At 51.1% G+C, this 24,215-nt stretch carries 26 protein-coding genes; 19 read left to right on the top strand and 7 right to left on the bottom strand.

The annotated features are described in order from the left end of the window. The first annotated feature begins 89 nt into the window (after positions 1-89). From KJS63_RS18710 to copZ, 3 genes are all read left to right on the top strand, one after another. Positions 90-1,067: a diaminopimelate dehydrogenase gene (locus tag KJS63_RS18710; RefSeq protein WP_213620529.1), complete on the top strand. Its 978-nt coding sequence runs from the start codon at positions 90-92 to the stop codon at positions 1,065-1,067. A gap of 182 nt (positions 1,068-1,249) precedes the next feature. Next, positions 1,250-1,585, top strand: coding sequence for a metal-sensitive transcriptional regulator (locus KJS63_RS18715; protein WP_213620530.1), 336 nt, complete (start codon positions 1,250-1,252; stop codon positions 1,583-1,585). 19 nt (positions 1,586-1,604) lie between these two features. After that, a complete protein-coding gene (gene copZ / locus KJS63_RS18720) occupies positions 1,605-1,805 on the top strand; it encodes a copper chaperone CopZ (RefSeq protein ID WP_068613754.1) in 201 nt (66 codons plus the stop codon). Between the two features lie 211 nt (positions 1,806-2,016). Here the strand turns inward: copZ and KJS63_RS18725 are convergent, their stop codons facing one another. Further along, positions 2,017-2,427, bottom strand: a complete 411-nt coding sequence (locus KJS63_RS18725; RefSeq protein WP_213620531.1) for an exosporium protein C — start codon at positions 2,425-2,427, stop codon at positions 2,017-2,019. Between the two features lie 578 nt (positions 2,428-3,005). Between KJS63_RS18725 and KJS63_RS18730 the strand changes: the two genes are divergently transcribed. The 4 genes from KJS63_RS18730 to KJS63_RS18745 all read left to right on the top strand — a co-directional run bounded on the left by KJS63_RS18730 (position 3,006) and on the right by KJS63_RS18745 (position 5,450). Further along, positions 3,006-3,545 (top strand): CcdC protein domain-containing protein, encoded by a 540-nt coding sequence (locus KJS63_RS18730; RefSeq protein ID WP_213620532.1) that lies wholly within the window; start codon positions 3,006-3,008, stop codon positions 3,543-3,545. 42 nt (positions 3,546-3,587) lie between these two features. Then, positions 3,588-4,103 (top strand): hypothetical protein, encoded by a 516-nt coding sequence (locus tag KJS63_RS18735; protein ID WP_213620533.1) that lies wholly within the window; start codon positions 3,588-3,590, stop codon positions 4,101-4,103. A gap of 28 nt (positions 4,104-4,131) precedes the next feature. Continuing rightward, entirely contained in the window at positions 4,132-4,725 is a 594-nt protein-coding gene (locus KJS63_RS18740) for a TetR/AcrR family transcriptional regulator (RefSeq protein ID WP_213620534.1), read from the top strand. A 71-nt stretch (positions 4,726-4,796) separates the two neighbouring features. Beyond that, complete coding sequence (locus KJS63_RS18745; protein ID WP_213620535.1) at positions 4,797-5,450, top strand: VC0807 family protein; 654 nt, start codon at positions 4,797-4,799, stop codon at positions 5,448-5,450. 512 nt (positions 5,451-5,962) lie between these two features. On the opposite strand, the gene KJS63_RS18750 is transcribed toward KJS63_RS18745, so the two are convergent. Further along, positions 5,963-7,426, bottom strand: coding sequence for an aminotransferase-like domain-containing protein (locus tag KJS63_RS18750; protein ID WP_213620536.1), 1,464 nt, complete (start codon positions 7,424-7,426; stop codon positions 5,963-5,965). 282 nt (positions 7,427-7,708) lie between these two features. Between KJS63_RS18750 and KJS63_RS18755 the strand changes: the two genes are divergently transcribed. The 12 genes from KJS63_RS18755 (at position 7,709) to KJS63_RS18810 (ending at position 19,687) form a co-directional block, all read left to right on the top strand. Next, positions 7,709-8,329, top strand: a complete 621-nt coding sequence (locus tag KJS63_RS18755; RefSeq protein WP_213620537.1) for a LysE/ArgO family amino acid transporter — start codon at positions 7,709-7,711, stop codon at positions 8,327-8,329. A gap of 348 nt (positions 8,330-8,677) precedes the next feature. Next, the gene (locus KJS63_RS18760; RefSeq protein WP_213620538.1) at positions 8,678-9,847 is read left to right on the top strand and encodes a YhgE/Pip domain-containing protein; all 1,170 of its coding nucleotides are present in this window, start codon (positions 8,678-8,680) and stop codon (positions 9,845-9,847) included. Positions 9,848-10,011: 164 nt separating this feature from the next. Then, positions 10,012-10,608, top strand: a complete 597-nt coding sequence (locus tag KJS63_RS18765) for a TetR family transcriptional regulator (protein WP_213620539.1) — start codon at positions 10,012-10,014, stop codon at positions 10,606-10,608. Beyond that, positions 10,605-11,348, top strand: coding sequence for an oxygen-insensitive NADPH nitroreductase (gene nfsA / locus KJS63_RS18770; protein WP_213620540.1), 744 nt, complete (start codon positions 10,605-10,607; stop codon positions 11,346-11,348). The genes KJS63_RS18765 and nfsA overlap by 4 nt, the downstream gene beginning before the upstream one ends. 108 nt (positions 11,349-11,456) lie before the next feature. Continuing rightward, positions 11,457-12,185 carry a GntR family transcriptional regulator gene (locus KJS63_RS18775; protein ID WP_213620541.1) on the top strand — a complete coding sequence of 243 codons (729 nt, stop codon included), beginning with the start codon at positions 11,457-11,459 and terminating at the stop codon, positions 12,183-12,185. Between the two features lie 176 nt (positions 12,186-12,361). Beyond that, entirely contained in the window at positions 12,362-13,375 is a 1,014-nt protein-coding gene (locus KJS63_RS18780) for an SIS domain-containing protein (protein ID WP_068613785.1), read from the top strand. A gap of 136 nt (positions 13,376-13,511) precedes the next feature. Next, entirely contained in the window at positions 13,512-14,366 is an 855-nt protein-coding gene (locus tag KJS63_RS18785; RefSeq protein WP_213620542.1) for a PfkB family carbohydrate kinase, read from the top strand. Positions 14,367-14,396: 30 nt separating this feature from the next. Then, positions 14,397-15,896: a Na+/H+ antiporter NhaC family protein gene (locus tag KJS63_RS18790; RefSeq protein ID WP_213620543.1), complete on the top strand. Its 1,500-nt coding sequence runs from the start codon at positions 14,397-14,399 to the stop codon at positions 15,894-15,896. An 18-nt stretch (positions 15,897-15,914) separates the two neighbouring features. Beyond that, positions 15,915-17,474 (top strand): amidohydrolase, encoded by a 1,560-nt coding sequence (locus tag KJS63_RS18795; protein WP_213620544.1) that lies wholly within the window; start codon positions 15,915-15,917, stop codon positions 17,472-17,474. 213 nt (positions 17,475-17,687) lie between these two features. Continuing rightward, positions 17,688-18,251 (top strand): DUF2062 domain-containing protein, encoded by a 564-nt coding sequence (locus tag KJS63_RS18800; protein ID WP_374706299.1) that lies wholly within the window; start codon positions 17,688-17,690, stop codon positions 18,249-18,251. 153 nt (positions 18,252-18,404) lie between these two features. After that, on the top strand, positions 18,405-18,929 hold the full coding sequence (locus KJS63_RS18805; RefSeq protein WP_213620545.1) for a hypothetical protein: 525 nt from the start codon (positions 18,405-18,407) through the stop codon (positions 18,927-18,929). A 2-nt stretch (positions 18,930-18,931) separates the two neighbouring features. After that, a complete protein-coding gene (locus KJS63_RS18810; RefSeq protein ID WP_213620546.1) occupies positions 18,932-19,687 on the top strand; it encodes an AAA family ATPase in 756 nt (251 codons plus the stop codon). On the opposite strand, the gene KJS63_RS18815 is transcribed toward KJS63_RS18810, so the two are convergent. From KJS63_RS18815 to KJS63_RS18835, 5 genes are all read right to left on the bottom strand, one after another. Further along, complete coding sequence (locus KJS63_RS18815) at positions 19,688-21,199, bottom strand: alpha/beta hydrolase family protein (RefSeq protein WP_213620547.1); 1,512 nt, start codon at positions 21,197-21,199, stop codon at positions 19,688-19,690. It abuts the gene before it with no gap. A 335-nt stretch (positions 21,200-21,534) separates the two neighbouring features. Next, positions 21,535-22,320, bottom strand: a complete 786-nt coding sequence (locus KJS63_RS18820; RefSeq protein ID WP_213620548.1) for a TatD family hydrolase — start codon at positions 22,318-22,320, stop codon at positions 21,535-21,537. After that, positions 22,320-23,141 carry an ABC transporter ATP-binding protein gene (locus KJS63_RS18825; protein ID WP_244862677.1) on the bottom strand — a complete coding sequence of 274 codons (822 nt, stop codon included), beginning with the start codon at positions 23,139-23,141 and terminating at the stop codon, positions 22,320-22,322. The genes KJS63_RS18820 and KJS63_RS18825 overlap by 1 nt, the downstream gene beginning before the upstream one ends. Positions 23,142-23,153: 12 nt before the next feature. After that, a complete protein-coding gene (locus KJS63_RS18830; RefSeq protein WP_213620550.1) occupies positions 23,154-23,918 on the bottom strand; it encodes an ABC transporter permease in 765 nt (254 codons plus the stop codon). Next, positions 23,915-24,208 (bottom strand): thiamine-binding protein, encoded by a 294-nt coding sequence (locus tag KJS63_RS18835; protein WP_068613814.1) that lies wholly within the window; start codon positions 24,206-24,208, stop codon positions 23,915-23,917. The genes KJS63_RS18830 and KJS63_RS18835 overlap by 4 nt, the downstream gene beginning before the upstream one ends. Positions 24,209-24,215 lie beyond the last annotated feature (7 nt).

Here is a 24,215-nt window from a genome sequence, read left to right on the forward strand (position 1 = left end):
TTGTGAATCAGAGAATGTGTAAACTATTTAAAATGATTGCTCCTTAAGCTACAATAATAGAAGCTTAATAAATAAGGAGGCTACAAAACTTGTCAGACACTATCAGAGTTGGAATTGTAGGATACGGAAACCTGGGGCGCGGTGTAGAAATGGCTCTGCGTCAAAATCCAGATTTTGAGCTTAAAGCAGTCTTTTCCCGAAGAGATCCAGGGAGCGTCAAGGCCAGTGTGAAGGCTGTACATATGTCTGAAATCAAGAATTACCAAGGTGAGATTGATGTGCTTCTGCTGTGTGGAGGGTCTGCAACGGACCTGCCTGAGCAAGGCCCAGAGCTCGCGGCGCTCTTCAATACAGTCGACAGCTTTGATACCCACGCCAAAATTCCGGAATATTACGCAAGCGTAGATAAAGCAGCCCGTCAGGGTGGCAAGATCAGCGTCATCTCAACAGGCTGGGACCCGGGTCTGTTCTCCTTGAACCGTCTTCTTGCTGAGGCTATTCTTCCTGAAGGGAAGGAATACACTTTCTGGGGCAAGGGCGTAAGCCAAGGTCATTCCGATGCGATCCGCCGGGTAGAGGGTGTGAAGAACGGTGTGCAGTATACGATTCCTGTGGAATCGGCGGTTCAGCGTGTTCGTAACGGGGAGAATCCGGAATTGGCCACACGGGACAAGCACTTGCGCGAATGTTATATCGTTGCAGAAGAGGGAGCCGATCTTGCCCGGATCGAGCGGGAAATCAAAGAAATGCCGAACTACTTCTCTGATTATGATACCACGGTTAACTTTATTTCCGAGGAAGAGTTGAAGGCGAACCACTCGGCCATGCCGCACGGCGGCACTGTGCTGCGCAGCGGGCGGACCGGAGAGAGCAGCACACAGATCATTGAGTTCGGACTTAAACTGGACAGCAATCCAGAGTTTACGGCGAGCGTGCTCGTAGCGTATGCCCGTGCGGCTTATAAACTGTCCAAGGCTGGACAGACCGGAGCCTTAACGGTGTTTGATATTCCGTTCGGTCTGCTGTCACCGAAGTCGCCTGAGCAATTACGCAAGGAATTATTGTAATTTATAAATAGATATAAAAGACCAGGACGCCCGTTCAATTTCTGATTTGAACCAGGCGTCCTTTTGGCATTGACTGGAGACAGAACGAATGGCATACTCACGGTAAGCGGAGATGCCGCTTGAATACCCCTAGGGGGTATGATAAAATAAGCTTACAAACCTGATATGAAGGGTGAGGGACTATGCCAGAACAAGAGAATCCGGTAGTTGAAGACCACTGTTGTGCAGCTGGCGACCATACCCGCCAAAGCCACCATTCTGAGAAGACGAAGAGTAATTTGATTACCCGCCTGAACCGTGTTGAAGGGCAAATCCGCGGAGTTAAGGGAATGATAGAGAAGGATGTTTACTGTGATGATATCCTGAACCAAATCGCGGCGATCCAATCGGCGCTGAACAGTGTGGGACGTCTGCTGCTTGAGGGGCATCTGAAGAGCTGTGTAATCGAGCGGATTCAGGCCGGAGAGACGGAAGTTATGGATGAACTGCTGGTTACGGTGAATAAGCTGATGAAATAACCCAGGAGGAGGAATTGGTATGTCAAGCATTACTCTAAATGTAAAAGGTATGTCTTGTGAGCACTGCGTAAAAGCAGTGGAAGGAGCGCTTCAAGAGGCAGGCGCTTCAGGTAAGGTCAACCTGGCCTCCGGGACAGTTGATGTCAATTACGATGAAAGCAAGGTATCCGTGGATAAGCTGAAGGAAGCGATTGAGGATCAAGGCTACGATGTAGTCTAAGGTATTGAAAAAGCGTAATGCTTACCCCTGAAGCCGTAAGCAGCTTCGGTAAGCAAAACGAGGTTACTCGTTGAAGCTGGGAAGTTTGGGTTGAAGCTGGAATCTTGAAATGGAAGAAGAGGAGCCCTATGTCAAGGCTCCTCTTCTTCTTATTGTTGCAAGGGCGGTGATTCACTGAACCACCTGTCATCAGATTTCAAACTAAGAGCGATTAAGGCTCAATAGCCAGAGCACTGAAGGTGATCGGGCCGATGACCGTAGCCGCTGTGCCAGCGTTCAGAAGCTCAACGGAAAGAACATAGTCATGAGTTCCTGCCGCAACATTGCTATCGATGGCTTGCTGTGTGGTCAAATAGTATTTTTCGAATCCGGCTTCAAAGCCTTGCCGTGCGTAGTAGATTTCACGACCATCACGGAAGATACGGAAAAGTACGCTTCCTGTTCCCGTATCACCACGGAAACCAACAGTGGCCACCAACTCCACACGGTTATTTGCTACTGGAGGAACAGTGATTCTTACCAGGGAGATCCCTTGGCCGGCAGGGGTCAGCGGAATCGTAATTGCCGCGCCATCCGTAATTGGAGTAGGAACGTTTGTACCATAAGCCAATATCTGTGCCATTTAATCTATCAACTCCTTCTTGGAATATACTGCATTGTATGCTAGAAGACAGATTCAGTTTGGACGACTTGAGTGCTGCATTTGCTGATTTTGAAGCAGGCCGGGCCGGTTAAGAGGGAGAGGTGTGCAAAGTAGAAAAGAGAGATTAGAATTTAATTGTTGACAGACCGACGGTCGGTATCGTAAGATCAAATCAGGAACCGACCGTCGGTCTGGTGCCTTTCATCTAGAGAGAAATATCTCCCGAGACCCATCCATTGGATGACATGGTCAAGCTAGCTCAGCAGTTGGTCCTGCTGACTGTGGTTGTGCTGATCACTCACGCATTTTATGGGAAGAATGGAGTTTTAACTCCGGCGGATAATCTTAGAAGATTGTGGGGAGGGAGAGGGGCGCCGCTTCAGCTTGTACAAGAACGGAAGGCAAAAGTTAGGGCATAGGGTAGATGATGTTACCCAATAGTTCGGCATTCCATGCAGAAAAGGAATAAAAAAGTTATAATCCGACTCAGACAAACCGCTGGTCGGTATGGAGTTTGGTTTGAAGAACAATACGATAAACAAGGAGAGATGACAAATATGACACAGCAGCAATGGGATTTAATAGGATATGCGGTATGGGCGTTAATTATCTGGATGACGCTGAAGCAGTTTTTACAAACCAGAAGACCGGTTCAAGGCAGAGGTCTCAAGCTGTTGTTTGGAGACTGGTTGTTGTTTGCCCCCGTGCCTTGGATTGTCTACCGGATGATTGAACGTGGAACCATACAGCAGTTGGTATGGACCTTAGGATTCGGCGTACTGCTTGCACTGCCGTATATTGTGACCACCCGGTTCAAGGCGCTCCCGGATGGCACCGTCCGCTTTCAGTCGAATGTGTTGTTTTATATCTTTCTGTTCACACTGCCTTACATTCGTTACACAGTCCGTGACCGGGTCTTCCACAGTCATCCGATTCTGGATGCGCAGCATCGACCTGATATTGAATTGATGCTTGCGGAGTACGTTGGAGTTCTGGTGCTGCTCACCTTCCTCTGGAGGCTGTATATGTATATAAGCTATCGCAGGGTTGTACGCCGGCAGGGACAAATACAGGAAGATCAGATACCTGCCCTTTAATCAAACCGACCGTTGGTATACAATAAAGGAGAGATAAATTCGATGGATTATGTTTGGATTGCACTTCTGGTTCTGATCATTATGGGCAAAAGACAGCTTGCCCCCCGGCCTGTGTCGGCCCGCATAGTTACAGTTCCCCTGATCCTTGCCTTATACGGCGGATATTTAGCCGCCAAACTCTCGGTTGGCGTGGGTGAAACTGCCTCACTACTGATCGGTCTCGGACTGGGAGCAGCTGTTGGCCTGTACCAAGGAAGATTTGTAAGAGTGTTTGAGCAAGGGGGAGTCTGGATGACGCAGGGCTCCGTGGTGACCCTGGGCATCTGGCTGTTGTCTATTCCGCTGAGGCTGGTCATTAAATACGGATTTACGGAGCTGTTTCATATTCCAGTGAAACTAACGGGAAGTTATATGTTTGTTCCTTATCTGTTCTCACTCTCCGGCATTATGCTGGGAAGAGCAGCTTATCTTATTATCAAATATCCGGATGAATTCCAGCAGGCTGCAGGTATAAGCCGGCAGGAGAAGAATTACATTAACCGCGGTCACCGCTTCTGATTCATCCAATTCTATGGGGGTCATCTGTATGAACGAGTCTACACCACCGAACAGCAGCTTTCAGCTTATTCTTTCCGCGTCAGAGGAACTGATCCGGGAGAAGGGCTGCCGAAAGACAACCCTTCAGGATATTATTGAGCGCTCCGGATTGTCCAAGGGGGCGATTTATCACTACGTATCCGGCAAGGATGAACTGTTCGGTCTGATTTTAAAATCCAAGATGGAGTCGATGAATCTTCAGTTTGAGGAGGCGGTGTCGGAAGCGGGAGAACGGGATGCCAGAACCCCGATCCTCTCGATTACAAAGGGAATGATGGAAAGTACGGATAAGGAGAACGTGACGAACACGATCTTTACCTATTTGCTGAGCCAGGCGGATAATCCCAAAGTCTCTGAAATTCTGCGGGACGTTTATGAATTCTCCCTCAAAACAGCTGAGCGCTGGATTCTGACCGGCCAGCAGGCAGGAGCTATTCCCGCAGGCATCGATGCCGCCAAGATGGCCAGCATGTTCATGATCTTCGGGTACGGGCTCCGCGTCCAGAATGTGGTGGCGGGGGAAGGGGCGGCCTCCTTGGACGCCAAGGATGTATTTGCCCTATTGTTCCGGACCTTACAATAATTGTTTAGCTTGGCGGCAGGGACCTGGATATAATGACAGGAGTAAGATTTCTGACGAATCCGGGTGAATGAATGAATCCTGCTTCCGCTTGGCGGTCATGGGGGCCGCAACTGCTGTTTACACTTCTGCTGAATGCCGTATTGCCTTGGATGGTCTATCTCATCTTGTCCAGCCGTTATTCCAGCTTTACGGCTCTTTCTGTGGCCGCTTTTCTGCCTCTGATTGAAAATGTGATCTATCTGTTCCGTAATCGACGCTTGGACACCTTTGGCGCGCTGATGTTTGGATCATTCGTTCTTGCAGCTCTTCTTGCGCTGCTGGGTGGGGACGAGCATCTGCTGTTAATCCGCGGTTCCTTCGTGACCGGAGCTGTAGGAGCGGTCTTTCTGCTGTCTCTTTTATTCCGCAAGCCTCTGATCTACGGGTTGGCCCGGCGCTTTGTGTCTCCTGATACGGCGGCGCGGTATGAGGCCGGTTTTCAGCATCGGGAGATCCGGCGTGTTTTTAACATGATGACCGCGGTTTGGGGCGTTATACTGCTGCTTGAGGCGGCTGTCAGAACGGTGTTGGTATTTACGTTGTCCACGGCTGTGTTTCTGGGGATATCTAACTTGGTCTTCTATGGCTTCATTGCTGCCGCAGCAGTATGGACTTGGAAATATAGGCGCCGGAGCCGATCTGTTCTAACCAGATTGGACTCTTGCGGAAAGGCTGAATACCGTTGATGGGCAGCCGGTGAGCAGTAGAGTCTGAGCCGGAAGATGTTGTTCCGTGCCAGAATAATTAAATACACCTGAATACGGATAAAAAATGACCTTTAAATCAAGCCAGCAGGCGGATTTGAAGGTTTTTTTGTAAGGTCGCTTGGTTTAGGCCTGCGGTGTCATGCCTCTCCCGATTCCTATGAAGTCATCTCATTATTGAGGGAATGTAAGAAGCTGGCGGCGATTGACGGTGGCGCTAAAGACGTTCAGGGAACGAGGATTAGCGACTGCCAGTCTAGGAACAGACTGTTGACAAGCTTCCTGATTAATGATGGTGATCTTCCTTTGGCGTTCTTTGGTTATATAAGCTGAACTTAAGGATTCCCAATAGACAAGAGGATGAAATGATTCGGGAGACGCGAAGCATTCGCCTTTGTAACTGAACTTCCACCCTTGTACATCTGGTAGCAGCAGCGATCGGATGAAACATTTTCATATGGCTGCCCTACCTTTAAATCAATAGTTAAACTTATTTACATAGCTTGTCCGCTTAAATGACGAACAAGATCAGCCAGAATAGGGATACCCTGCTTCAGCTCTTCCGGTGAGGCATAGGCATAGGACAGCCGGAGACAGTCCGCCGCCTCCGGATCATACAGGTAACCAGGATTCAGAAGCAGCCCTTGTCGGAGGGCTTCTTCGAACAGAACCCTTGGCGCTACTGGCTCAATTAGCCTCATCCAAATATAGAACCCCCCGGCGGGAAGATGCCACTGCGCAAGTCCCTGAAAATGCTTATGCAAAAGAGCCGCTGCCGCATCCCGGCGCTGGGTGAGCTTCCTTCTAAGCTTATCCAGATGCTCTTCGTGCATGCCGCTGGCGAGCCATTCTCTCGCAGCCCACTGGGAGAGCTGGCTGGAGCCGTAATCCGTCAGCATCTTTAAGTCCGCCAGCCTGTCGATTACAGGCTCGGGTCCGGCGATCCAGCCGATACGCAGGCCGGGACTTACCGTTTTGGACAGGCTCCCCATATAGAGGACCAAACCTTTGTCATCGAGGGCCTTGAGCGGCGATGGCGGAGGTGTGTCCAGCCACAGGTCCCTGTACACATCATCCTCGAGCACCGGAAGACTGATCTCGGCACAGGCCTCAAGCAGCTTGCTTCGGCGCTGCTTGCTCATCACGAGCCCTGTGGGATTATGGAACGAAGGGATCGTGTAGAGCAGAGCTCCGCCGGAAGTTTTGGCATAGGGAGCAATCAGCTCGGTGCGTATTCCCTCGGCGTCCATAGGAATTCCGCGCAGCTTTATGCCTGCCGATTGGAAGACGGGGACGGAGTACAAGTAGGATGGACGCTCAAGCAGGACGGACGAGCCAGGTGGCATGAGCCCGATGGAGATGAGCTGCAGAGCCTGCAGGGCGCCCGAGACGATCAGGATGGAGCGGGGCGAGGCTTGAATGCCGAGCCCCCGAAGCCGCGCGGAGAGCAGCTCCCGCAGCTGCGGGTCGCCCCCGGGCTCGCCGTAGCCGAGGCTCGGGCTGGTGCGCCGCGCCATCGTGCGCAGCAGGCGCTGCATCCCGGCCTGCGGCAGCAGCTCTGGCGACAGCTCGCCCGTGCCGAGGCGGATGATCCCGGGCAGAAATTCTGCCCGGTTGATCTCCTGCACCGCCGGCAGGTTCGGGCGGTGGCTGCCGGAGCGCACGTAGGCGTTCCAATCCGGCGACTTCGCCGCAGCCAGAACGCCCCAAGCCCCGCTCACCACCCGCGTGCCACCGCCGCGGTTGCCTTCAAGCAGCCCGGAGGCGGCCAGCTCGTCCAGCGCCGTAACCACGGTGCTGCGATTGACGCCAAAGGCATCCGCGAGGCGGCGCTGGGACGGCAGCTTCGTGCCCGCGGGCCACTCGCCACCGGCGATTTTCTCCCGGATATGCCGTTCAATCTGCACATGAAGCGGGAGCTCGGACTGGCGGTTTGGTTTCCACGGATTTGACTGCATGTTATGCCCTCCATTTCTGATGAGTCTGGTGCGCTCATCCCCTTACGTTTTATTATCGTGGGTTCTTGAGCCTGGTCTTGTTACATCCAGTATACAATTTGGTTGGTATATGTTCCATCCAAATGGATGGAGGCAGGATCAGCAAGAAAGGGTACAATGTGGAGCAGATGGGGGACATACCCGGACATGTATAGTGCCAGGCGGTGTGGCATTGCATGACGGCTGTCAACTAGATCTTGTGTGAGGGTTTGCTCTCAGCTTAAGTATTGGAGGAACAAAAAAGTGATTGAAGCGGTTATTCACGGAATTATTTTGGCTTTGGGGTTGATCCTGCCGCTTGGCGTGCAGAATGTGTTTGTATTTAACCAGGGGGCTGCAGCCGCCAGGTGGCCGTTGGCCCTGCCTGTGGTTGTGGCCGCCTCCCTGTGCGACACTCTGTTGATCCTGCTCTCCGTGTTCGGTGTGTCTTTGCTCCTGTTGTCTGTGGCTTGGCTGAAGCTGCTGCTGTTCGCGGCCGGGGTCATGTTCCTGGTGTACATGGGATGGTCCATATGGAAGAGCGAGCCTAGTCCTTCGGCTTCCCGTGAAGAAAGGCTTCCTGCCCGAAAGCAAATCCTGTTCGCGGTGTCTGTATCTCTGCTCAATCCTCATGCGATCATGGATACAATCGGTGTCATCGGTACGAACGCCCTGGGGTATGAGGGACAGGCAAAGTGGGGCTTTACCCTTGGATGCATTGGTTTATCCTGGATCTGGTTCTCCGCATTGGCTCTGGCAGGACGCTGGGTGGGAAGTCTGGACCGGGCCGGAAAAATTCTTAAGGTGATTAATAAAGTGTCGGCAGTGATTATATGGGCGGTTGCGGTGTACCTGGCGGTTCAATTCATGGAGGCGATCGGGTAAAACAGAGATCCAACTTAGGTTCTCTTGAAATTAGCTCTAGGGCAACAAGAAGCCTGATACATATGCAAATAAATGCGATTAATAGAAGAATGAAAGCTTCGGACGGGGCTCCCCCTTAGTTCCGCGGCTTTTTTTGCTTTTCGGAGGGAATTAAGGTTCCGAGTGTACGTTTTTGCCCATATAACAGAAAAAAAAGATTTGACAGCAGTCGAAATCTGCTCTATATTTTAAACAGTTGTTTTAAATGAATGATTAAAACATATGATTTAAACATTAGATTAAATAGAAACTAAATCATTTATTTTAATCAAATCAAATTTATGTGGAGTAGAGGGAGAGAGTCAATTTATGCTGCAAACTTTCAAGGATTTACTCAAGAAGCCCCAAACGATCGTGGGCATCGTGATGGCGCTGTCGTTCCAGATTATTTTCTGCCTGGTCTGGATGACTGGATATGACGGGGTTAATGAGCGGGTTAAGGATTTCAAAATCGCTTTTGTAAATCAGGATGGGGCATTCGGCCAGTCGCTGGAGAAACAGCTGGAAGGCAAGCTTCCTTTCCGTATTGTGGAGATGGATGGTGTGCAGGCTGCTGATCGTCTGGACCGCCGTGAAGTCCAGATGGTGGTGACTGTACCGGAGCATTTCAGTGCTGAGCTTCAGACACCGGGCAAGAAAGCCGAGCTGAAATACACCATCAATGAATCCAACCCGGTTACGGTAAAGGGCGCCATGCAGAGTGCGGCGAATTCCATTACAGCATCGGTAAATGCAGGAGCCGCTGCCAAGGGAACTCAGGCAGTGCTGGAGCAGCTTAGAATGCCCGCCGAGCAGGCGGGTCAGGCTTCAGCGGCGCTAACAAGCCGCGTAGAATCGCAGATTAATTTTACGAATCCCGTAAGCGGTATGAACAATCAGATGGTTCCTATGATGCTCGTGCTGGCCTCATTTGTAGGGGCTATGATTATGGGTATGAATGTGCAGCAGGGCGTAATGATGATGAAGCCCGGCACTTCCAAATGGAAGCTGTTTGGAGCCCGCCTTTTGCTGAACGTGCTGTCCGCTGTGTTTGTCTCTCTGGTTGGCTCTTCGCTGGTTATGGCCCTTGGCGGGCAGGCTGCTCACGGGTTCCTGACTTTGTGGATGTTCCTTGGTGTGTTCGTGCTGACCTTCATGCTGTTTGCCCAAATGTTCCTGATTGTGTTTGGCATGGCTGGTATGCTCGTGAATGTAACGATGCTGTCGGTACAGCTGGTCAGCTCGGGAGCGATGGTCCCCCGTCAGCTTCTCAGCAGCACGTACCAATCTATTGGAGAGTTTCTACCGGCCTCGTATGCGGTGGAGGGATTGATGAACCTGCAATTTGGCGGGCCGGCTATTGGGCCTGAAGTGCTGGCCCTTCTGGTAATCAGCCTGGTTAGTGTGGGAATCAGCCTGCTGGCAGTTACCCTGAAGCGGGCTCCGAAGCTGGAGCAAAATAAGGAGCTGAGTGCGGAGCCTGCAGTTCCAGCCGTATAAGCTTTCCAGCAAGCCCGAATAGAGTCGTGTCTCCTATATTTGTTAGCCTGTGTTTCTTGGCCGTATTGCCTGGCCAGACGCAGGCTTTCCCTGCATACCGGCCTTGCGAAGGAGGTTTCAAAGTCTCATAATAAGATAAGAATGATTCGAGGGGACTTAAAGTGATGAGCCAAGCGGATAACGATATCAAAACAAGAATTCTATTGTCTGCCAGAAAGCTGTTTGCCAAGCAGGGCTTTGAAGGCACAACGGTAAGGCAGATCTGTGAGGATGCGGGAGCGAATGTGGCTCTCGTTTCATATCATTTTGGCGGGAAGGAGAAGGTGTTTGAGGCGATTTTTCAGCACTTCTTCTCTGGTAATATGATACCCGAGTTAGAGGACCAACTGAGCGATCCGGTGGTCGGACTGCGTACGATCATTGAAGAAACCGTGAACTTCAGCTGTGTGTATGACAAGGAACTCAGCTTTATCATTCAGCAGGAGATGACCATGAATTCGCCGCGTAAGGCAATTGTGAACAAGTATTTGAATCCGGTGTGGACCAAGGTCAAGGAGCTGCTTCAGAAAGGGAAAGATCAGGGAATCTTTCACTTTGACTCCCTGAGCTACACGCTGCTGATGGTAATGGGAGTAGCTCTTGCGCATAAGCGGGAGTACAACTATGACGCAATTATCGGCGAATCGGATATGAATCCGCTGGAGATAGCGGATCAGACTGTAGCGTTTATATTTAAAGGATTGGGTGTGCAGATGACATGAATGAAACGATATCCCTCTTGAAGCGGCACCGTTCTATCCGGAAGTATAAGGATCAGCCGCTTTCCAAAGAGATGGTGGTACAGATTATCAGCGCCGGACAAGCCGCATCCAGCTCAAGCAATGTCCAGGCCTTCAGTGTGATTGCGGTTACGGATACGGAGCGTAAAAGAGTGCTGTCCGAGCTTGCGGGTAACCAAGCGTACATCCGGGAATGCCCGGTCTTCCTGGTCTGGTGCGCGGACCTGCACCGTTTGAAATATACCGCAGAGAAACATCGTCCGGATCAGCAATCCTATGAGGATGTTACCGAGAATTTCATTATCGCTACCGTAGATACGGCACTGGCCGCACAAAATGCGGCTGTAGCGGCAGAGTCGCTGGGCCTTGGCATTGTATACATCGGCGGGGTCCGCAATAAGATTGCGGAAGTGTCCGAGCTGCTCGGCCTGCCGGATCTGGTCTATCCGGTGTTCGGCATGTGCCTGGGGTATCCCGACCAGGAGCCAGGACTTCGTCCGCGTCTTCCAGTGTCGGCGGTACTCCACTGGGACGGTTATGATGCCGAGAAGACGGCTGAGCAGGTCGGCATCTATGATGAGACGATGATCCGCTATCTCCGCGAGCGGACTGGAGGCCAAAAGGACACGGCCTGGTCCGAGCTGATGGCCGAGAAGATGACCCAGCCGCTGCGTCTGCATATGCGGGAGTTCCTGCAGAAGAAGGGCTTTGAACTGAAATAAGCAGGAGAAGCGGTGCCGCCAGGCCCGCTTCTTTGAATTGACAATCTTTTCAAATCCTTCATATAATGAAAGCTGACTTTCAAAACCGCGGATATCGAGGTAGGTACAATGAAAAGTTATGAGACAGAAGAGAATATCCCATTTTACAGACAGTTGAAAGAGATGATTGTTGAGGATATTGAGAGTGGAAGGCTGAATCAGGGGGATAAGCTGCCCTCGGAGCGGGACCTTGCAGAGCAGCACAAGGTCAGCCGCATGACGGCAAGACATGCCTTATCCTTGCTGGAACGTGAAGGGTTCGTTGAGCGCATTGTAGGGGCGGGGACTTTTGTCTCGAACCGTAAGATTCAGATGGACTTCACCTTCAACAGCTTCTCCAAATCCATGCTTGATCTGGGGATGAAGCCAACCACGGAGACTCTGTTCATGAAGGTGGAGAGAGCCAAGCCGTCTGTGGCCAAGATGCTGGATGTCGAAGAGGGCGAGGAGTTATTTTCCTTAAAAAGACTTCGTCTGGCCGACGGCATTCCCGTTGCAATTGAGCTGTCGCAAATTCCCTATCGTTACTGCCGGGGGATTGAGGATTATATGAACGAGAACGTATCCCTGTACAAAGTGCTGGAGGATGTTTATTCCATCAGGCTGCACAAGGCCACGCAGTACACCCGGATTTCCATCAGCGACGAGATGGAGAGCAGACTGCTGAAGATTCAGAATGAAAGCGCCTGCCTGCTGCTAGAGACCGTAGCCTATGATACAGAAGGCCGGAGCATTGAATTCTCCCAGTCCACCACTAGAGGCGATATCGTGAGTTTTTACACAGAATTGACACTGTAAGTCCTTATCCGAAAAATTGGTATATACCAATCACCTGAAAAGTATTGACTTTTTCGGGAGACAGGTACTATACTAAATTCATAAATGGTATATACCAATAAATATGGTATATACCATTAAAGCGATTACATGTAATCTTTATGAATGGATTGATCTATTTAAAGGAGGCAGCTGGGATGTTTAACTTTAGCGAAGAGAATTTCTTGAAGGTCACTCAAGGGGCGGTCGGGCTTAGAGGCCAAATTGAGCAGATTGTGGATGAGGTATCGAAGAAGGGATATAAGAACATCTTCCTGATAGGATCAGGTGGTTCGATTGCCATCATGTACCCGTTCGAATATATGATCAAGACGACATCTACGATTCCTGTTTTTGCCGAGATTGCAGCGGAGTTCGTCCTGTATGACCACAAGCAGTTCGGACCGGATTCCATCGTGATTCTGTCCTCATTGTCGGGAACGACGAAGGAGACGGTGGCCGCCGCCAAGTTCTGCAAAGAGAAAGGCGCCACAACCATTGGTCTTGTTGGGGAGCTGGGCACTCCGCTGGCGGATCTGTCCGATTACAAGCTTGTTAACTATTCGGAAAATGATACCGCTTCCGATTCCATCTATCTTCAGCTCTATCTGTTAGTGTTTGCTCTGATGCATAAGAATGGGGACTTCCCTCAGTACCCGCAGTTCGCGGATCAGCTTCAGACCATGCCAAGAGTGCTGCTTGATGTGAAGGCGGCTACAGAGAAGAAGGCAGAGGCTTTCGCTGAGCAGTATAAAGACGAGAAGTATCATATGCTTGTTGGTTCCGGCAGCGTATATGGAGAGACTTATTCCTATGCCATGTGTGTGCTGGAGGAAATGCAGTGGATCCACACCAAGTCGATCCATGCGGCTGAATTCTTCCACGGCACGCTTGAACTGGTGGAGAAGGATACCAGCATCATTCTGATGACTGGTGAAGATGAGAGCCGTCCGCTGATGGACCGGGTGAAACGGTTTGCGGAGAAATATACGGAGAAGCTTTCAATATTTGATACCAAAGACTATGAGCTTAAGGGGATCGGAGAGGAATTCCGCCAATACTTGTCGCCGCTCATTATTGCTTCCTTGTTCGAAAGAGTGAGTGTCCAGCTGGAAGCCAAGCGCAATCATCCGCTGAGCACCAGAAGATACTATCGTACTGTGGAATATTAAGATCAATTCGTAAATAATGAACTGCACACTCCAAGGGGAACAGCGGGAGCTTCCGTCCTTATCGGCAGCATGACGGTCCACCCCCTGTTCCCGAATGGAGGTAGAAAGAAAGAGGTAGACAGAAAGGGGAATAGACATGCGGGTGATCGGATTTGGAGATAACGTGGTAGATCAGTATCTGCATACCAAAACGTTATATCCCGGAGGCAATGCGGTGAACTTTGCCGTTTACGCCAAACAGCTTGGAATTGACTCGGCTTATCTGGGTGTCTTCGGAAGAGACACCGCGGCGAAAGTAATCCAGGATGCTCTGCGCGATTTGGAAATCGACACTTCGGCTTGTATTAGCCGGGAAGGGGTAAGCGGGTATTGCCAGGTGAATTTGAAGGATGGGGACCGGGTCTTCGTGGACTGGAATGAAGGAGGCATATCGACCGAGCAGCCGATTGAGCTGGATGGGCATTTTCTCAGTTATTTGAGCCAGTTCAAGCTCATTCACTCCAGCTGCTTCTCCCGGCTTGAATCGGAGCTTCCGAAGCTGCGGACTCTAGATGCCGTAGTATCCTTTGATTTCTCGGATGAGGATCAGTTTCATTCGGATGAATACCTGAGCCGGGTGTGTCCACATATCGACTTCGCCCTGTTGTCCTGCAGCGGCCTAAGTACAGAGCAGATTGAGGATATGCTTAAGAAAGTGACTGGATTTGGAGCCAGAGCCGCACTGGTGACACGAGGATCGAAGGGCTCCCTATTCTATGATGGCAGCCGCTTCTATGAAGGCAGCGTTGATTATGTGGTACCCGTGGATACTATGGGAGCCGGAGATGCTTTTGTAACCGCTTTCCTGGTGCATCTGGCAGCTAACGGTTGGACACGCGCCGGTTTTCCGGGAGAAGAAGTGATTCGTGAAGGCCTGCGGAAGGCTTCGAAATTCGCCGCTCAGACCTGTCTGGTCCAAGGTTCCTTCGGATACGGGCAATCTTATCAATAAACGAATTTATACCGGCCAAAAGGGGCGCATATGATGGACAATTCCAAGACGAGAAGGCTCGCTTTCAATAAAAATGCGGTTGTATATTTGGCAATTCTGATTGTATTTATCATCGTAGGCTTGTTTGCGCCGAAAGGTGCGGAAACTTACGGAGCCTGGACTCTGATTCCTCCGGTTCTGATGTTCTTATTCGTGCTTACAACGCGGAAGATTCTTGAGGGATTTCTCTGGGGCAGCATTATGGCTGTGTTTATGAAATATAAAGCACAGACGCTGACCGTCTATAATGACAAACTGGTTGACCAGCTAAAGGACCCTGATAATCTGTCGCTGATTATTATATTTCTGCTGTTCGGATGTCTGATCGCGATCTTTGAGCGAAGCGGTGTTGCGGCGGCATTTGGCGAGTGGGCCTCGAAGAAGGCTAAAGGCAGCAAGATGGGCCTGTTTATTACGTATTTGATGACCCTTGTTCTTTCTATCGATGATTATTTAAGCGCTCTCACCGTGGGCACCTGTATGACCCCGGTTAACGACAAGTTCAAGACGCCGCGTGAAATGAACGCGTTGGTGCTGAGAACCACAGCCGTACCACCCTGTACGCTGCATCCGATTGGCTCCTGGTCGATCTTCGTGGCAGGTCTGCTCGTAGCCAACAAGTTTGCCGCGCCGGACCAGGGCATGGCTGAATATATGAAGATCGTACCGTTTCTGTTCTATCCGATCTTGATCATTATCCTTACGCTGCTTGTTATCATTGGGGTTATTCCGAAATTTGGACCTATGAAGAAGGCTTATGAGCGTGTTGCGGCAGGCGGATCTGTATCCCCTGAGGCAGCAGGAGAAACCGACAGCTCTGTGGAGGCGGCAGATGCCGAAGGGAGTCCTGAAGCTCCCGCAGCCGGGAAGAAGCCGGCAAGAATCATTAACTTCTTCATTCCGATCATTGTGCTGATTGCTTCCACGATTTATTTCGACATGAATATTCAGCTTGGACTTATTACAACAGTCGTGGTTACCGCCATCGTGTTTATCGCCCAGGGCATCTTCAATGCCGAGGAGTATATTGATACGATGATGGTAGGCATGAAGGATATGCTCATGCTTATTATCCTGCTGGTAATTTCGTTTGTCGTGAGCAGCTCTGTAGATGAGATTGGCTTTACTAAATACATTGTGGGCATAACCGGAACGATGGTATCGGCACATCTGCTGCCATTTATTATCTTTGCCGTGTTCGCGGTGACCGAATTCCTCGTCTCTCTGAACTGGGCGCTGTACATTATGGCGATCCCGATTATCATTCCGCTGTGTACGGCAACCGGTGCAAATGTATATCTGACGCTGGGCGCTCTGATCTCAGCTGGGATCTGGGGCAGTAACGCGTGCTTCTACTCGGATGCGGGAATTGTCGTTTCAGCATCAGGCAAAATTGATCTGTACAAGCACGGCATGTCTACGCTGCCGTATGCGATTATCGCGATGGTCTTGTCTGCCGCCGCATTCCTGGTGGCCGGGTTCATATTCTAATAAGGAGCTGACACGGTTATGGAAACTTCAATTTATGCGGATTTTGTTCTAATCTCGAACCATATATTCACCGGTGAAGATGACGCGGTTATTCCAGGATTTGTGGCGGTGAAGGAAGGGCTTATCACAGCAGTGGGACAGAAGGAAGACCGGGGAGCCTGGGTCGGCCCGGACACGGTCGTCAGGGATTTCGAGGACGGTCTGATCACGGCCGGATTCCATGATAATCATACGTTCTTCACCGGCAGTGTGTTAACTACGCTTGGTGTTGACTTGTCTGCCTGCGGTTCTGTTCAGGAAGCGCTGGACATGCTTGAGCAGGAATCCGGGCGTCACGAGGCAGGTGCGGATTTGTATGGCCATGGCTGGGACGCCTCAGACTGGGTGCAGCAGCCGGCTTCCGAGGTTCTGGATGAGCGGTATCCAGACCGTGCCGTTATGCTGTTCAACGCAGACCGGGATTACTGCTGGATGAATACACGGGCGATGGAGAAGTACCACTTCTCGCCGGAAGCCTGCAATCCGGAGGCTGTGGCGGAGCTGCTTCAGGAGCTGGTTCGCCGCAAGGACTTTATCAAGGGCAAATTCACTGAATTCAGCCGGGAGTTGGCCAGCCGGGGAATTACCTCAATCCGGGACATCGCCTTTGATGATTATCTGGGCATGCTGGATGTGCTTGAAGAGCTGGAGGCTGAGGGAAATCTAAAACTGCGGGTTCATTTCTCCTCCCAGCCGAACGCGCGGCCTGTTGATTTTGACTTTGGCGAAACAGCGTCCCAGAAATATCAAGGGGACTTCATACGGTTCGAGGGATATAAGCTGATGACTGACGGGATTATTTCAGCGTTCACCGGAGACCTGCTTGAACCATATACGAACCGCACGGATACAACCAATCTGAAGCCGGTTGATTACGGAAAAATCCAGGATGCTGCACTGGAGGCGGACCGCCGCGGTTTCAAGGTATGCATTCATGCTGAAGGGGATGCCGCTGTGCGTAAAGCGGTGTCGATTCTGGAGGCATGCAGGCAGCAGTCCGGCTGGAAGCTCCGACACTCCATCGCCAATCTGGAGCTCAGCCATCCGGATGACTTGAAGCGGATGGCCGAGCAGGACATCATAGCGGAAGTCTACTCGCAAATCCTGCTGATGAACGATTCTCATGACAGCTCTTATATGAGAGAGTTTGCGGGGGAGGACCGGGAAGGACTGTTTTACAATTACGGATCGATGCAGCGGGCAGGTGTCCGGGTAACGATGGGCACTGATCTGCCGCTGATGTATCCGAGCATTCCTGATTCGCTGTATGCGGTATCTGCCCGGTTGTTCCCGGATGGTTCGCCTGACGGCGGATGGTTCAAGGAGAACGGCATGCCTGTGAAGGATGTGCTGAAGGCCTGGACACTTCATGCCGCTTATCATCATGGCCTGGAAGACAAAGCGGGCAGTCTTGCGGCGGGCAAATATGCCGACATCGCTGTGCTTGATCGAAATCCGCTGGAAGTACCCGAAGAGGACCTGCGGGGGCTTAAGGTGATTTTTACAATGATGAATGGGGAAATCGTGTTTGAGGCTTGAGTGAGCGGGCTGGCCTCATAATATAAGCCCGGCTTCAGCACCGGAATATCCGGCTGAGGCCGGGTTTTGTTATGGGGGCAGCTATAACGCGGGGCCTTCGGGGATGCTGCCGCTCTTATGACAGAACTGTAATCCACCGGATAGGAAGTGCTGCTTCTTCTATGGTATAATCTTTATTATCTCCATAAGGGTTATGGACAGAAGGAGTCTGCCATGAATAAGATGACATCAAATAAGAAGCAAATTCTCAATAAAATATACCGGGCTTTCAAGCTGAATTTCCTTAAGCTGCTTCGTACACCCGGCGGCGTCAAAAAAGTATCTCTCGGATTTTCGATCGGATTCGCTTTAGAGATGATTGTCATCTCTTCGGCTTGTCTGGTGTATCTGATTTTTTACCCTGTAGTTAAGCTTGCAGGCGGCTCGGTCCCAGCTGCAATTATCGGTAATGTGATCGGGAAGCTGACGTTTCTCCCCATCCTGCTGATGCCCTTTGCACGGAAGCTTGGCTCCTGGGTGTATCCGATTCATGGGCCGCGGCATAATAAAGGCGTCATCCATGAGGCTTCGCTGGTGGATATTTTCAAGGGGGATTTCACGGCTGTAAGGGATATTCTGCACGGGGGGCTTCATATTCTGATCGGTATGAGCATTTTCGGGGCGGTGCTTGGGGTTATCTCATATTATGTGATTCAATTCTTGTATAACAAGACAGCCCAGCGCCGGCTGGAGAAACGGCGGAGCAGAATACTGTTATATGAACAAATGGGATCGTGAGCGAGGGCTCCGGTCCTTTTTTTGTCTGTTCTTTTTTGTCATTGGAACATAATGTAAATTCGAATTCATTCGCGCTATAATAGGGGGGACCCTATCCTGGGGCAGCTTTTAATCCCGAGGGTTCTATCAACCTTTCGCACAGAGAGGGAAATAATGAATTTATTAAAAATCAGCCTCGTGCTTCTGTTCATCACATTGCCGCTGTTTGGGTGCAGTGATAGTCCAAGTGCTGCATCTATCTCTATACCAGAGAAGGACCAGGCTTATTTGGCGGATTGGGGTTATGCGGTTAAGGATCGGCTCGGCAACGACTATAAGTATAAACTGTCCCGGAAGCAGTTGGCTCAGCAACCGCAGATGATGATCTGGGGGCTGCAAAAGGCGGACCCCGCAGAGTATGTCGGTAACGAGGTCATCATCAGGCGATACATCGTAAGCAGCCCGGAACAGGAGCGTAAGTTTCAGCTTAAGTCTGGGGAGATGTTGACAGCGGCACTGTTAATTGTCAGGGATAAGATTGTTGGAGGATACATCGCAGCAGAAAGCCAGGGTGAATCTGATAAACCTACTGGAAATGCACTCTATAGCCTAGATGGCCGGACCTTAGAAGAGGTAAGTGGGCAGGATTTCTCTGGGTGGCGTGAAAACTGGCTGACAAAATACAGCGGGAGTGATTAAGGATGAGCATTTATGAAGCGGATGCGTATGTGAGGAGGGTGGAGCTGCTTAGAGACCAGATTCCCACAAATCAGGTGTATCCGTTCAATCTAGGGGCTGTCAGAACGTTAAGCAGCTTGGAGCTTCATCCTAAAGTGACATATATTGTGGGGGAGAACGGAATGGGCAAATCCACCTTGATGGAGGCGGTGGCGGTAGCCTGCGGATTCAATCCCGAGGGGGGAACAAAGAACTTTAACTTCACTACCCAGGCTACCCATTCCCCGCTGCATGAATATATCCGTCTCGTACGTGGGAGGAATAAGCCGAAGGACGGGTTCTTTTTCCGTGCGGAGAGCTATTACAACCTAGCGACGAACATGGATGAGCTGGACAGAGAAGAAGGTAATAGTCCGCCCATCCGGGATTCCTATGGAGGGAAGTCCCTGCATGAGCAGTCCCATGGGGAATCGTTTTTTTCCGCCTTCACCCACCGGTTTGGGGGACGCGGGCTATATATTCTGGACGAGCCTGAAGCTGCGCTGTCCCCGCTGCGGCAGATGGCCATGCTGGCACGGATTCATGAACTGGTACAGAACCATTCCCAGTTTATTATTTCCACGCATTCTCCAATTCTGATGGCCTATCCGGACTCCATCATTTATAACCTGACGGCGGAAGGAATGGAAGTCCGGGCCCTGGAGGAGACGGATCATTATGTTATCATGAAGGAATTTCTGAACAATAAGGACAAAATGATGCGGGAGCTGTTTGACTGATCAGGTCTGGTTCAATTTGCTGAAGGTGGATGAAATGAATTTAACTTCCCTATAATTGGGGTTAGGCCCGGTCACCAGATATCCCCCTGCGTTCTTCAGATGTTTATCGAAGAAATCCAGAACATAACGGTTCACAATCTCGATGGACCGCTCGCCGTCGATGCTTCCTGTAATCCCTAGCAGCCGCGTAATCAACGGGGAGAACAGCTGCTGATCCATAAAATTGTTGTGCTTGGTGCCCTGCACATAGACCACTTCGCCTCCCTGCCGAACGACATGCTGATAATGTTTGAACATCGCCTTCATATTGTCCACATCCCGCTTGTACTGCTCAGGGGTTGTGTCCAGTTCCTTTAGTTCCTGATCGGAGAAATATTGCTTGTCGATCACCCTTTTGTACATGTTGAAGCCCTGATCCGACATCATAAACATAAACGGCTTGTTGAAACCATGTTTGTTCCGGTAATTGAATAGCGAACCATCGAGATCCATTCCCGCCTTGATACGGGGGTCATAGGCAGCATCATAGGAGGCTGCTCCTCCAAGAGAATGTCCGAATACCCCCACATGATTCAGATCGATTTTTCCCTTGAAAATGCTTGGTACGGTGCCTTTATTCATCTTCTCTAGTTGATCCAGCGTAAAAAGAATGTCCTTGGTCCATTCTCCTCCCAGCTTGTCCCTATAAGTGTCCGAAGTATCCAGCATATCCTGCGAAGTGTCCGTATATGTTGTTCTTCCATCCGGAAATACGGTTGCCGCCGTACTATAGGTATGGTCGATGGATGCGACGATATACCCGTGGCTGGCCAGGTTCTCGGCATATGAAGTCTGGTACACCCGGGATGAGCTGAAGCCGTGATTTAGAATAACGAGCGGGTAGGTGCTGTTAATCTTTGCGATGGCCGCATCCTTGTAAGAATTTGAAGGAATATAATTCAGGTGATTAAGTAAAAAAGCTGGCATGCCTATGCTCTGCGCAACGGCCTTGATCATTTTGGACCCGCTGGATATGAAAGGCGCCGGGTCACCAGAGACTGCTTCGGCCGGGTACCACAGCTGGACCATCAGCTCTCTTTTTCGGTTTGGATTTCTGTCGGCCGCAAAAATTTCCTGCCTGGATTTATCAATCAGATGGAGCGTCTGTGTGCCGACACTTAGCTGCCCGGTCGGCTCGGGAAGCTGGAAGAAAGGGAACAGCACCATTAAACCACCGGATATAAAGAGAACGGCGGCTAAAATGCTGCTGATTAATGCCGTATGAACAGGCCGCCTCTTTTTAAGAGGGGGCTTTTTATAGTATTGGTATAAGGACAAGGCCGAGAAGAGCAGAACGATGAAATATAGGGGAAGCAAAGGCCAACGATAGCCTTCGGTAAGAAGATGGACTGCAAGTATGGCCAATGATACCCAGCCCGAAAGAGCTTTGATGGATAGCCTTGTTTTGCCAAAGAAGTAGATTATGATGGAAGAAGCGGTACACAGCAAGAGAATCATCTCAAATAATCTCATATTTGCGCCTCCTAGATCAGGTATATCTTATTAGATATCCCGTATTATTCGGCACTTTTTTAAACTGGATATAAACGGAATCTTACACTGTGTATAAATCGGAGATGGCCAGGACTGAAAAGAAGCCGAATAAGTTGAACTATTGAATTACAAGTGTGACAGCCGTGCGAAATGTTCTTCCGATCATAAAGACGAACACTCCGCTTCTCCAGAATCATTTCACACGCTTGCCTACTGGTAATTCTCAGGTTCAACTTAAATGGGAATGTGAATACCGGCTTCTATGTAATGTCCAGACAACGTTGATGAAGTTGCCACAGCGAATACGGGAAGTGCTATCCGTAAAACCGGCGGGTGTTCTCATACAGCAGCAGCTCTGCTTCTTCCGCAGTCAGTCCATGGATAGCTCCGTAGGCAGCAGCAACATCCCGGGTCATAGCCGGGTGGGTGATCCGCCCTTGGAACGGTCCCTCGAACGGCCACGGCCCGTCGGTCTCAGCCATCACGAGATGGCGGGGATAGACCCTGGCTAGCTCATTAATCTCCTTCTCATACAGGAGATCGGGGGTGAACGAAATGTAATAGCCTGCGTCCGCCATACGTTTGACGGTATGGGAAGCGCCCTTGAACCAGTGGAAATGCGCTTTGCTGATGCCATGCTTCTCCAGAAGATCGCAGACGAGGTCGGCGTCTTCATATACGGCATGGAGCACTACCGGCTTCCCATGCCGGGCGGCAAAAGCAAGCAGGCTGTCCAGCAGCCGGATGTATGGCTCAAGCTCGAAGGTCTCCCCGCGTTCCAACGCCTCCAGGCGGGAATAATAGGGGAGGCCGATTTCGCCGACAGCGGTCATGTCGCCTGCGCGTTCTTCCATCCAGGCCAGCAGCTTGCGGATGTCGCCTTCGGCAGGAACCGGCTGCTCGGGATGATGGCCGTACGCAGGGCGGGCTACGCCTGGATACTGCCTCGCAAGGGCCTCGTTCTCCCGGCACGATTCCAGGTGCATGGATACCGCGATAACGGATTCAATACCACTCGTCGCAAGCTCGCTGAGCAGTCTTTTCCGGTCGGGCTCTTCATATAAATCCAGGTGAATATGGGCATCGATTAGAGGCTGCATCACCCTACGCTCCCTTCGCGCATCTTGCGCTGCTCTTCCCGCATGTAGCCGGTCAGTTCCCGCTTGAGCCGGTTGAAGGCCGGGTCCTCGATCAGCTCCTCCCGGCGCGGCCGGGGGAAGGGAACCTTCACCGAATGCAGGACGGAGGCCGGCCGGCTGGAGAACAAATATACCGTATCGGACAGCAGAAGAGCCTCTTCAATGTTATGGGTGATGAACAGGACGGAGCGTTTGTTCTCCTCCCACATATCCAGCAACCAGTGCTGCATATCGCTGCGGGTCAAGGCATCCAGCGCGCTGAACGGCTCGTCCAGGCACATCACTTCCTGGCGGCTGAGCAGTCCCCGCAGGAAGGAGGCCCGCTGCTGCATGCCGCCGGACAGCTTGTGCGGGTAAGCCTGCTCGAAGCCGCCGAGACCGGCCCGGATGAGCCACTTCTTCGCCTCCTGGCGGGCTTCCTTCAGCGGTACGCCGGCAACTTCAAGCGCAAGAATCACATTGTCCTCGATCGTCCGCCACGGGAAGAGCGCAGGCTGCTGCGGCACATAGCTGATATGCCCTTTGCTACCGGTAACATCGGCCCCTTGCAGCAGAATTTGCCCTTGGTCGGGCTTCGCAAGACCTCCGACAATATGGAATAAGGTGCTCTTGCCGCTGCCGGAAGGCCCCACGATAGATACGAACTCACCCGGAGCCACGGACAGCGAGACATCTTGGAGAACGGGGAGCTGCTGTTTGCGTTCCCGGAAGCTTTTGTAGATGCCCCGGATTTCCAGCGCGGGAGTGTCTGGGCTTCCTTCTTGGATTGTGACATCGCTCATCTTCATAACTCCTTATTTATTTGTTTGGTCGGGTTTGTAACGGATCAGCCATTTCTCCAGCAGAACGATCAGCGTGAACATCAGGAGACTCATCAGGACGATGATCATAATGGCCACAAAGATCCGGTCTGTCCTGAAGGATGACTTCTGCATCATCAGATACTGGCCAATGCCTGTGCCGCTCCCAATCCATTCAGCAATAATCGCTCCCATGACACTATAAGTGGAAGCAATCTTAATCCCGGACAGGATGGAGGGAAGCGCGTAGGGCAGTTCCAGCTTGCGGAAAATCTGTCCCCGGCTTGCGCCAATCATGCGCATGTAATTCAGCATAATATGGTCTGTTCTGGACAGGCCGTCTATGGCGGCCACCGCCACCGGGAAGAAGCAGACCAGAGTGATGATAATCAGCTTCGGGGTGAGGCCGAAGCCGAACCATACAACAAGCAGCGGAGCCAGCGCAATGGTGGGAATGTTCTGGCTGAGAATAATCAGGGGATAGAAGGCTGATTTCAATAACGGAATGAAATGAAGGACAAAAGCAAGAATCAGACCAACCGCCACGCCAATGACCAGCCCTAGAACCGTCAGCTGGAGTGTGGACACCGTCTTCACCCACAGATTTTCGGGATTCACGGCCGCTTCTCTGGCGATGTCGGAAGGAGCCGGGAGCAGCCATTTGTCAATGCCAAGCGTGGAGACCGCCGCCTGCCAGACGATGATAAACAAGATGACCGCCACAAGGGGCGGCCATACAGTTCTAAACCATGATCTCACGGACGGTATTTCTCCGTCAGCTTATCCATACTCGCTCCTTCCGGCGTGTATAGAATCTTGATCTGGGAAATAATGCTTGGGCTGCCGAACTCGATAACAGCCTCATTCATTTTCTTAACGATATCCAGCAGCTCGTCAAGCTCCCCTTCCATCGTCGTCTCCAAGGCGTTAACCTGATGTTTCACACCGGAGGCTTGAATGACTTCAATCGCCCGGTCCACATAGGGGATCACGTCTTCACCGCCTGGAGTCTTCGGAATAATCTGAACACTGAGCAGTGTATTTGCCATTGTAATC

Source organism: Paenibacillus sp. J22TS3 (assembly GCF_018403205.1).
In the GTDB taxonomy this organism is placed as follows: Bacteria; Bacillota; Bacilli; order Paenibacillales; family Paenibacillaceae; genus Fontibacillus; species Fontibacillus tuaregi.

Excerpts from the sequence above, each read along its gene's own strand:
- KJS63_RS18815 (WP_213620547.1), bottom strand. The coding sequence starts at position 21,199 with ATGAGATTATTTGAGATGATTCTCTTGCTGTGTACCGCTTCTTCCATC.
- KJS63_RS18760 (WP_213620538.1), top strand. The coding sequence starts at position 8,678 with ATGCTGCAAACTTTCAAGGATTTACTCAAGAAGCCCCAAACGATCGTG.
- nfsA (WP_213620540.1), top strand. The coding sequence starts at position 10,605 with ATGAATGAAACGATATCCCTCTTGAAGCGGCACCGTTCTATCCGGAAG.
- KJS63_RS18715 (WP_213620530.1), top strand. The coding sequence starts at position 1,250 with ATGCCAGAACAAGAGAATCCGGTAGTTGAAGACCACTGTTGTGCAGCT.
- KJS63_RS18780 (WP_068613785.1), top strand. The coding sequence starts at position 12,362 with ATGTTTAACTTTAGCGAAGAGAATTTCTTGAAGGTCACTCAAGGGGCG.
- KJS63_RS18795 (WP_213620544.1), top strand. The coding sequence starts at position 15,915 with ATGGAAACTTCAATTTATGCGGATTTTGTTCTAATCTCGAACCATATA.
- KJS63_RS18825 (WP_244862677.1), bottom strand. The coding sequence starts at position 23,141 with ATGAGCGATGTCACAATCCAAGAAGGAAGCCCAGACACTCCCGCGCTG.
- KJS63_RS18730 (WP_213620532.1), top strand. The coding sequence starts at position 3,006 with ATGACACAGCAGCAATGGGATTTAATAGGATATGCGGTATGGGCGTTA.
- KJS63_RS18790 (WP_213620543.1), top strand. The coding sequence starts at position 14,397 with ATGATGGACAATTCCAAGACGAGAAGGCTCGCTTTCAATAAAAATGCG.
- copZ (WP_068613754.1), top strand. The coding sequence starts at position 1,605 with ATGTCAAGCATTACTCTAAATGTAAAAGGTATGTCTTGTGAGCACTGC.
- KJS63_RS18765 (WP_213620539.1), top strand. The coding sequence starts at position 10,012 with ATGAGCCAAGCGGATAACGATATCAAAACAAGAATTCTATTGTCTGCC.
- KJS63_RS18800 (WP_374706299.1), top strand. The coding sequence starts at position 17,688 with ATGAATAAGATGACATCAAATAAGAAGCAAATTCTCAATAAAATATAC.
- KJS63_RS18750 (WP_213620536.1), bottom strand. The coding sequence starts at position 7,426 with ATGCAGTCAAATCCGTGGAAACCAAACCGCCAGTCCGAGCTCCCGCTT.
- KJS63_RS18835 (WP_068613814.1), bottom strand. The coding sequence starts at position 24,208 with ATGGCAAATACACTGCTCAGTGTTCAGATTATTCCGAAGACTCCAGGC.
- KJS63_RS18820 (WP_213620548.1), bottom strand. The coding sequence starts at position 22,320 with ATGCAGCCTCTAATCGATGCCCATATTCACCTGGATTTATATGAAGAG.
- KJS63_RS18735 (WP_213620533.1), top strand. The coding sequence starts at position 3,588 with ATGGATTATGTTTGGATTGCACTTCTGGTTCTGATCATTATGGGCAAA.
- KJS63_RS18725 (WP_213620531.1), bottom strand. The coding sequence starts at position 2,427 with ATGGCACAGATATTGGCTTATGGTACAAACGTTCCTACTCCAATTACG.
- KJS63_RS18775 (WP_213620541.1), top strand. The coding sequence starts at position 11,457 with ATGAAAAGTTATGAGACAGAAGAGAATATCCCATTTTACAGACAGTTG.
- KJS63_RS18805 (WP_213620545.1), top strand. The coding sequence starts at position 18,405 with ATGAATTTATTAAAAATCAGCCTCGTGCTTCTGTTCATCACATTGCCG.
- KJS63_RS18740 (WP_213620534.1), top strand. The coding sequence starts at position 4,132 with ATGAACGAGTCTACACCACCGAACAGCAGCTTTCAGCTTATTCTTTCC.
- KJS63_RS18785 (WP_213620542.1), top strand. The coding sequence starts at position 13,512 with ATGCGGGTGATCGGATTTGGAGATAACGTGGTAGATCAGTATCTGCAT.
- KJS63_RS18810 (WP_213620546.1), top strand. The coding sequence starts at position 18,932 with ATGAGCATTTATGAAGCGGATGCGTATGTGAGGAGGGTGGAGCTGCTT.
- KJS63_RS18745 (WP_213620535.1), top strand. The coding sequence starts at position 4,797 with ATGAATCCTGCTTCCGCTTGGCGGTCATGGGGGCCGCAACTGCTGTTT.